Below are 1303 nucleotides of genomic sequence, written 5' to 3' on the forward strand. Positions count from 1 at the left end.
ATGACCGGGAAGTGGAAGGCCATGTGGCACTCGTCGCCGCCGCTCGGGAAGTCGCCGAAGTAGTCGACCACGTCCTCCGGCCACTGGTTCGCCTCGGCGAGCAGGACGGTGTCCGGGTACATCGCGTCGATCTCGCGCCGGACGCGCCTGAGGAACTCATGGGTGGCCGGCAGGTTCTCGCAGTTGGTGCCCTCGGCCGCGTAGAGATAGGGCACCGCGTCCAGCCGGTAGCCGTCGATGCCGAGGTCCAGCCAGAAGCGGAGGGCCGCCAGGATCTCCTCCTGGACCGCCGGGTTCTCGTAGTTGAGGTCCGGCTGGTGGGAGAAGAAGCGGTGGAAGTAGTACTGGCCGCGGACGGGATCGAAGGTCCAGTTGGAGGCCTCCGTGTCGACGAAGATGATCCGCGCATCGGGGTACTGCTTGTCGTCGTCGGCCCACATGTAGTAGTCGCCGTAGGGGCCGTCCGGATTCTTGCGGGACTCCTGGAACCACGGGTGCTGGTCGCTGGTGTGGTTCATGACGAAGTCGATGATGACGCGCATGCCCCGCTGGTGGGCGGCGTCGACGAACTCCACGAAGTCGGCGAGGTCGCCGAACTCGGGCAGCACCGCCGTGTAGTCCGAGACGTCGTAACCGCCGTCGCGGAGCGGCGACTTGAAGAACGGCGGCAGCCAGAGGCAGTCGACGCCGAGCCACTGCAGATAGTCGAGTTTCGCGGTCAGGCCCTTGAGGTCGCCGATGCCGTCGCCGTCGCTGTCCTGGAAGGAGCGGACCAGGACCTCGTAGAACACGGCGCGTTTGAACCAATCCGGGTCCCGGTCCTTGGCGGGTGTGTCCTCGAAGGTGTCCGGGACGGGGTCGTTGACAGTCATGACGCTCTGGGCCCTCCGATCTGTGGCGAGACGGACGATCGCTCGACATGGAGCACATGCGCCGGTGCCCGGCCGGGTGTGAGGCGCACATAGTTGGTCCTGCCCCAGTGATAGGTCTCACCCGTCAGTTCGTCACGCACCGGCACCGACTCGTGCCATTCCAGGCCGAGTCGCGGCATGTCCAACGAGACCGTGGCCTCCTGGGTGTGGTGCGGGTCGAGGTTGGCGACCACGACGACGGTGTCCGAGCCGGTGCGCTTGCTGTACGCGATCACGGCGTCGTTGTCGGTCGGGTGGAAGCTCAGGTTCCTGAGCCGCTGCAGCGCCGGGTGGCGGCGCCGGATGGTGTTGAGGCGGGTGATCAGGGGGGTGAGGGTGTGTCCGTCGCGTTCGGCGGCGGCCCAGTCGCGGGGTTTGAGCTGGTACTTCTC

The 1303-nt window shown here is 66.6% G+C and carries 2 protein-coding genes; both read right to left on the reverse strand.

Annotated features, from left to right (window positions below):
- On the reverse strand, window positions 1-872 hold an 872-nt coding region (locus tag ACZ4EG_RS46630; RefSeq protein WP_361620764.1), incomplete at its 3' end, for an alpha-amylase family glycosyl hydrolase.
- Window positions 869-1303 (reverse strand): alpha-glucosidase C-terminal domain-containing protein (locus tag ACZ4EG_RS46635; protein ID WP_467795065.1); only part of this gene is annotated, 435 nt, incomplete at its 5' end. The genes ACZ4EG_RS46630 and ACZ4EG_RS46635, both read right to left, overlap by 4 nt.

Source organism: Streptomyces sp. NPDC025638 (genome assembly GCF_055558775.1).